The following is an 8,365-nucleotide window of genomic DNA, read 5'->3' as shown; positions in this document are numbered from 1 at the left end:
TATTGATAAGTTACTCGAATTAATGAATCGTCTTAATACAAGGCTGAATAACTATAATAACTAGGCCAATGTTGCTTTTAGGTGTGTATGACGTGATTGTGATGGTCGCTCGGTAGATGCTGTGGTGAATGTGTCGCGTTGAAAATCTTTTTAAATATTATATATTTACGCTCGTTTCTATACTCTGGGTATAGTGTTCTGCATGAGGTCGATGGGTAATACCTCGCCTCTTTAACTCGCGATGAAGCAAATTTAATCCTAGCAAGCTTCAGAGCAGTTACTTTTGTGAGTGCGTAATGCGCTCACCTTTTTATTTAAACTTCCTCAGTAACAGTCAATTTGTTGTTTGTTGCTGAGGAGGGCATCTCATCAGCTTCTGACTTTCCGAGCGCTTACCTCAAGCTCACGTTATTACGATTTTTGTTAACTTCAGTCCATAAGTTAAATTTTTTTAGAGAGTAAGATTTTACCATTTTGACAAAGTGGGTGATGTTACTGGCTTTTATTGTGGTTAAATCGCATGTTTTGATAGTAAAAATCACCATTTGTTTGGTGTTTTTGAATTCGGGTGATTTTTCTATCTCGTTGAAAATAAATGGCTAAGTAAGTAGGATACGCAGACCAAATCGTACTTGTAAGCCTTATCAGCTTAATTGTCACCGCAGCCATATTTACGATGTTGGTTGTGGAGAATTCAAATGCATTTAGTTTGCAAATTTATACCTAGCTCGAAGCTATCCTCCAACGAGCTATCTTATGTTCTTACACCGGACGAGTGTATAGGGCAGCTTTCACGTTTGCGCAATTCAGATGACATCCTTAGAAACCTCCCTAAAGAGTTGGCGCAAAAGATTTCCATCTCTGCCAAAAAAACGACCAGCGCATTGCTAGCTGCTATAAGAATCGAATTGGGAAAAGGCAATTGGGTGTCATTATCTACCGTTGCTCGTCGGTCGCCATTGACGGACTCTCAGCTGCAAAGCTTCCCTAGACTTAAATCACTCGTTGACTCTGTATCTGCTTCGAATGAAAGCAAAGCTTTTAAAGCAGGATACAAGCAGGTTACTGACGATGTTGCTTTAGTTCGTAGTTACACGCATGTACCTTCTGAGCCAAGCCCAGACCAAAAAATTGTTGTCGAGTTTGCGGGGCAGTGGTCTAGCAATGCTGCATGTTTGATGTTGGGAAAAACCGAAGCTCAAAAAGAAAAAGTTACTGTAGGCAAGGCCGATACAGAAAATAAACACCGCAGCCTCGCGACATTTAAAGATCTCGAGGCTGAGGGAAAAACGCTCTATATCAAAATCCCTTGTTCCGACCAGCCTCAGCCAATTTTGCTTAAACTCGCCGAAGACCTGCAACCCGTTGATAAAGATACTCAGATGGATGAGTGGGATAACGTGATGGTGCCGGTAGTTCCAGTTAATAAGAGTGATTCTGGGTATGTATCTATTGACCGCGGTTATATTTATGTCGTTTGGCAATCAGAAGTTTGGCGAGAAATCCAAGTTCAAAACGACGGACGCTTTTCGGATGTCGATCTATCACTCTACCAAAGCACTAAGTCCTCGCCTCAAAGATCGGTCGATATTAGCTTATATGATGAAGACTCCGAAGCATTTCTGTCAGGGGAAGCGTTTCAGTTGTGCCAAGACGGTAAAAAAGTCTATGAGGGTGTGTTGGACGAATACGCTTGCGCCCGTGTTTTTGGTCTTACTGCAGAAGAAGTCGAGGTAGTGGTCGCTGGTTGGCCTAACGAAGGCGAAACATACACAGAATTACTTCAAACCGAATTGAGTCCATTTAAGGCTGGAAGTAAAACAAAGAGAGAGCCACTTGGTGTTCCTTTGCCTCATATTTGGCTTCCATACAAAATAAACGGTAGCGTACAAAGTGATGTTGCTCTCTACTATTCTCGGACTCAACTCAATACTCAGCAACTCAATGAATTAAAGAGCGGGAATAATGAAAAAGCGGTTGAAGTAGACCTCTGTGATTATTCTTCTGCTCACAACTTTGATGCGAGATCCGAACCTGTGATTTCGCTGCCGAATCTAGATACTCAAGCGCCAAGCAAATCAGATTACAATATTGTCAGTCAAAAAGAACAGGGTGTTGCTGCCGTTGTTGTTAACTCCCCAAGTGAAGGCATTGTAATCACGTATAAAAGTAACCCTCAGTGCGATCAACCAGATGATTATTTCCAACTGACGTGTGTTGATGAAACATGGAGCCAAAAGATTTTTTTGCGCGAGGCTGAGTTTGTGGATCAGTATTGCAAAGAAGTCGTGTTTAGTGGTTGGTTACCAGAAGTTAAAAGGGTCAATCTAACCCGTCATTGCCGATCTCATAACTTAGATAAAACGGTCTTAATGTCAGTAATTTATCAAGACATTGAACTCACGGAACTATTATAAAATGAAACGAACAACGTTAAGTATCACGCTTCTTTCGACAGTTATGTTATTAACAGGCTGTGGTGAAGAAAGTAATCAAACTTCGAATACTGCAACAACACAATCCGTAGAAAAAGAACCCGCTCAAAAGGCTTGTTACAACGTTGGTGAAACAACGTCATTCGAACGCAAAGATGTGACAGGACCACGCTGCCAATGGCAAAGTGAGCATAACTTTATTGTTTACTCTGAAGATCTGTCTAAGCCTGAATACCCAGGTACGCTTCCTGTCAAACCAGGTTATGCCGTACGCCGAGCAAAAGAGTGGCCTCGTGAAGACTTATCTGATGCAAGCTCCTATGACAAACCTCGAATTCAGTTTTGGTGGAATAATGTTAAGTTTAACGACCCACTCGTAAATGATTACGAAAACGGCTACAAAATTTGGAGCGTGAAAATTGATGGGACAGATTTACGCTTAGTCACAGATGATATACCAAGTACAGCTTCACCACAGAACTATGTGACGAGTCGTTCACCCAATAATCGTTATGTGGCTTATGCCTATAGCTTTGGTGGGCCTTTGATAAAGGCAATCTTTGACTTAGAAACGCAACAGACCATTCAGCTGGGTAGCGCGAGTACTAAGCCATATTTGGTCTGGGCGGACGATTCTAGCTACATCTATTTCTCAGACGGTTTTAAGCGCTTTAAATACACACTCGCGACGGGAACCAAAGAAGAGGTAGATGTACCGTTGTCTGAAGATACGGTCATTGTAGATGGCAAGTTAATCAATGCTGCGGGCTTGGGGGTTGGGGTTTATGACGCCAAGACACTCAAACGCTTATACACGATTTTACCTGAAAAAGAGTTTGAAGACTCCATCGATATTGAGAAGCGCATCTACCGCCAAATTGCTATCAGCCCCAATGGTAAATATGTATGGGGCATAAACTCGTATCGTAAGGTGCTGATCAATGTTGAGGATCAAACTTGGCTTGCGTTTTCTAAGGAAGGCGATGAAAAGAACGTTTATGCGAAAGTTGTAAATATCAGTAACAACGGTAATGAAACACAGAGAGGAGCAGCAAAAATAACCATAAGACGTTATGGGGCAGATTACCGTTATGAAATGAATGGAAATGGCGCTCAGTCATGGAAGGTGATTCATTCTGGCAGAGTTGCTAAAACCCCAGTGCTTTATAATGCCGATGCTGACGGCGGGCGTTTTCTGGAGGTAGAAAACGATGAGTAATGACCTTAAGTATTTACCAACAGATGTCTATTTGTTTGGTGTCGATTTTCCTAATGTTGGGGATGCACAGAACCCTCGATATAAAGCACTCAACATCGAAAAAGACCTGACTTCATTGGAAGAGTTGAAAAATATCCGCCCTATGTCACGGCTTCCTATTGCCATAAATTTAGGAGAGGAAAGCGCAGCCCTTTGGGCGACAGACGATTTAGGCCGTTTACATGTACTGGGTGATTCTACTCAGAAAAATCAAAAAACCAATATCAATCAGGTTTTGGTACTACGCTCGCCAGTACATGAGTTAGCACAGAAGACGTACAAGCTGTCCTTTCCTGAGTGGTCAATGCTTACAGAGTTAGCGATTGGTGCACAGAGTAAGGCTCGGCCAATCAAAAAGGCGTGTGCAGACCTTGTCTCTATCTTAGAAAAGCTAAAGGGGTATGACGGTGAGCAAACGCTGAACTCGCTAGAAAAAAAAGTGGAATACGCTGTCGCAGAAGTAAAACGCTCACAACTCGCGCCTAAATATGAAGCGGGCACTCAAGCACTAACGGATGAGCAAGTTACATATAACAAATGGTATGACTCTGTTCCCGAGGATGAGTCCATTCGTGGCTTTATTGTACCCACGTTCTCATTTCTCGCAGTAGTATTTTCAACACAAGAGTATGCTGATGCAATTGTTAAAGTTACTCGTTTTGATGAGGAGAGCGGACAGCACCTCAACCTGCAAGACGAAGAAATCATAACGCAAGCACAACTTGACCGAAACAGTGATTCGCATCGTCCAATAGCTTTGTTTCCGTTGGCGTCGGAGGTTTTTACTGATGGCATGTACACCATTGAAGTGGTTTTTGATGTTGACCTCATCGATGAGATACCTGAGTTTGCACAGAATGCCACTAATGTAACCAAAGAGTATGATGAATTTGGTGATGCTACTAGAGTCAGCTACGAGCTACGAGAATACATCACGCTTAGCCAAACGACACCGTTTGGTAAGATCGCGGTTGTTGCGGGCGACATGATCTCACTTGAAGAGTCTTTGATATACCAATTTCCTACGCAGTTTAAAGCTCTACAAGCCTTCCGAATGGGGGAGCTTGAAAACCTAGAGAATAGCGGAACGACTGCCAGTATGAGTGCTGCACTGTGGGAGATTGGCACAAAAGTTACACCAAGTTTGGTTAATGCTGGCATTAATATTCATCAAAACCCATCAAGTAAACATGATGTGATTGGGAGTTTAGCAAACACGTTTTGGGGGCAAGTAGACAAGGGCGCATTACCTCCAGCCATGATTTCGGCATTGGAGTTTTCATTTGGGGTATCGGCGACTGCAGCCGCTTACCAAACTCTTCAAGATTTACGCCAAGCAGCATCGGAATCTGAGCGTGCAGCTCAAGTGGGCTTAAAAACGCTTCTCAAAGAGAAAGGGTTTGATAAAAGTAAGTTCTTTACCAAGGTTATTGAACCTGCGAGAAATGGTAATGCCCACGTTGTGGCGGGGAGTGCTGCTAGAACGTGGTTGACAGGTAACGGCAGTGTCAAAAGCTTTTTGTCGCCCTTTGCTGGTGCCGGGCTCAATGCAATTAACACCTTCTATGAGATAAAAGAGATCACTGACAAAAGCGAGCAATTACGCTTAGCAGAAGAGAAAGCTAAACTCAGGAAAAGTTATTTTGAGCAGGTATCACGCGATTATCTGAACTGGGTACCAGTCTGGAAAGAAAGTCTGAAGAGCGGGGAATTACTACTTAAGCAAATCATAGATAAGTTAGGCGACAATGTAACGTTTACTGACAGCATTCCGAATGACGTTGCTGAAGACAGTGCAATGTTTGTTAAAGACCATAAAGGTGCTGGTTTACGCTTGGTTTTTCCTTTTGATAACAACCAGGTTCAAGCCCCGCACTTGTCATATTTAGCTGCTGTCGATAAAGAGTTATCCAAGATTCCAAATGCCGTTGTTGAAATCGAAGGGCATGCCTGTCAAAACGGTGATTCAGAATATAACCAAAACCTTTCGCAACAGCGAGCGCAGCATGTTGCTGAGTTCTTTTCTTCAGTCAGTGATATTCGATTCTTTGGCGAACGTCGACCAATAGTCGAGGTACCAAACAACGAAATCAAACGCGAAAACGCGCAACTTAATATTAACCGACGTGTTGAAGTTCGAATCTACCTCCAAGAGTTTGCGGCGAGAATTCCACCGAGTCGACTTGGCTTTAAGGCTATGGAGCAAGCGCGTTTAGCTCAGTTAAATGCGAACTTGGGAGAAGAAGCAATTGCAAAAGAGCTCAAGCTAGCTATCTTCGAGATGATCGTTGGTATGGCTTGCTATGTTCCGATAATAGGGCAGGCAGCAAGAGGCTTTTTCGTTGTCAAAGAAGGCGGAAAAATGCTGATGAGTGGTGCCCAGTTGCTTGACTCTGCACTCTTTGATTATTACTTGTCTTCCTACAACGAAGTTAGAAAAAGCATATCTGCAATTGAACAACTTAGCCATGAAACCACAGAGATTATTGATTCATTGGCTGAAATTAATACTCAATTGACCGAGATGTATTTTACGTCATCAGATGCGTTAGTTGAGCACTTAGGAAAAGCTACGGGTGCAAAGGAGCTGATTAAGCGCTATCAACGCCGTGCACTTGCTATTAATGGTTTGGTGCTTTTGATTCAAAGAGCTTGTGCTGAGGGCGAACAAGAGTTCACGGAACAGTGGCGAGTATTAGCCATCGATGAATACATTCAGCGATATATTGAAACCGATGGCTGGATATTAAACACAGAGTTAAAAGAAAACTTGTGTAACTTGTGGCTCCAAGAACTCATGCGTCGTGAGGGACACAAGCAATTAGTTGAAAGTTACGGTGAAGAAATAGCGGAACAAATCATTACTCGTAACAAAGCCAACTATATTGCTCCAAAAAGGAAAGATGTTTCTGGGGCGTTTAATGTCGCGTTTCCAGTGCAAGACAAGCTCTATAATCGCGATCAACAACGAGGCTTAGTGGAGTTTGCGACACAGTTTAATGTTGAGTCTAAAAAATTATCAGAAGAGGACCTAGGGTTCGTTCGATTATTAGTCTCTGAGCCTCATGACAATTCTAAATGGGGCACCTTTGATGAGTGGGAGAAGGCACGATTAAAAGCAAATAAAAAGGTGCGATTATCGCCTTTCCACCGTTTGAAGTGGCAAATGGTGTTACGCAAACAAAGTCTAAAACAGATGACGTCAAATGTGTTTCAGTGTGAGATGTCTTATCAGCGCACTGACGGTTTACTTAATACCAGTGGACCTAAGTTTAATTTGATGTTCAAACCGATGAAACACGAGGAATTTAGTGTAGACCCCAAAGGTGAGTTGGCCGAATTTTTTGAGGCGGAAAAAGTAGACAGCAAAGTCCTTATTGGTTGTGAGTTTGAGCCGTATTTTTACTTTGGTGATGATGTCTTCTCTGGAGTGAAGCCTTTGATCGCCAAGCATGATTTAGTCGATTATAGCGGCTACTTATCTAAAGTTGCTCTCGGTCCGATTTTTGGGCAGGTGATAAAAATTAACTCCCAACAAGATGTACTCAAAGAATATGTAAACAGCGGTGGCTTCAAAAATATGACCTATGAGTTCACTCTATCTGGAAGCAACTATAAGCTACCAGTACGAGTGGACAAGACAGTCGGACGATTTATTACGTCACCTAGACAGATTCCTGTAGGGGTCGATACAAACCATAACTATACACTCTCTGCTAAATCGGGCTTTATAGCGAACGGAAATAGTGTGTCAGAGAAAGATTTGTTAACGCTAGATTTTGTCTTACATAGTAAAGTTCATAAAGGCCCGACAAAGCCTGTTATCGATGACATTAAGCACAGTGCGATTGCGGTCAACTACGGGAATAAACGACAGTTTATGAACGAGGACAGTATGTTCACTACTGCAGATGAGCTCAAAGGCTTTGATTGGACTTCGAATAAGTCATTCGCTATGGAAGTTATGCTTATTGGTGGCAAGCACAGAAAAGAGTCGTATGAGGGACAAAACCTCGAATGGCAGAGTGTTCCAGTTTCACTAAAGCTATCTACCACTTTTGATAATGAAGCCGTATTCGGATCTGAAACTACCGCTGGTCCTGAGTATCTAAGTAACCTTACTTATATTGGGATACTAAAGAAGGACGGTTCTAAATGGACGCTAGATGACAGCGATGTGGTTAACAAAAATATAGATGCGGATTTTGTCTCTGAGGCTCTATCCAACATAGACATGGATGAAGATTTCGATGGTAAGGTGGTCTACGCGTCTCGTTTCGAGTTCGCATTTAAAGCGCTGAACGGGCAAGAAATCAAGGGGCTTCGACCATTTGGACCCGTTGTTTCGACATCTGGTCGATTCCAAGAAGCAGTTCTAAAGGTGTCTTCTCTAGCACAACGCAATACAGCGGAAAAAACGCCGTTCAAACTTGGAAGCTTTGAGATGTCGTTAGGAAGGCAGTACAAAAATGTAGATGAATTACCTTATTTTTCTGATTGTGAAGACCCAAGCTATAAAGTTGATAAAGATATGTACATCAACTGGGCAAAACTTAAACCAGCAGAGCGTACAGAACGTTTGGTAACTTGGATTAGAGACCCATACTTGGCAACCATCATTGAAGCGTCGATTCTCAACAAATAAAAAACCGCCTTCGGGCGGTTTTTCTTT

3 protein-coding genes are annotated in these 8,365 nt (G+C 42.5%); all 3 read left to right on the top strand.

Translation table 11 applies throughout. The annotated features are described in order from the left end of the window. Positions 1 to 698 precede the first annotated feature (698 nt). From FKN16_RS01495 to FKN16_RS01485, 3 genes are read left to right on the top strand one after another with little or no spacing between them, the layout of a single operon-like run. Positions 699 to 2,417 carry a hypothetical protein gene (locus FKN16_RS01495; protein WP_170902004.1) on the top strand — a complete coding sequence of 573 codons (1,719 nt, stop codon included), beginning with the start codon at positions 699 to 701 and terminating at the stop codon, positions 2,415 to 2,417. 1 nt (position 2,418) lies between these two features. Further along, positions 2,419 to 3,654 (top strand): hypothetical protein, encoded by a 1,236-nt coding sequence (locus FKN16_RS01490; RefSeq protein ID WP_102387268.1) that lies wholly within the window; start codon positions 2,419 to 2,421, stop codon positions 3,652 to 3,654. Beyond that, entirely contained in the window at positions 3,647 to 8,338 is a 4,692-nt protein-coding gene (locus FKN16_RS01485; RefSeq protein ID WP_170901839.1) for an OmpA family protein, read from the top strand. Before FKN16_RS01490 ends, FKN16_RS01485 begins: the two co-directional genes overlap by 8 nt. Positions 8,339 to 8,365: the final 27 nt, after the last annotated feature.

The organism is Vibrio sp. 11-4(1), from assembly GCF_013048625.1.
GTDB lineage: Bacteria > Pseudomonadota > Gammaproteobacteria > Enterobacterales > Vibrionaceae > Vibrio > Vibrio diabolicus.
This window is presented reverse-complemented; position numbering and strand designations above follow the sequence as displayed.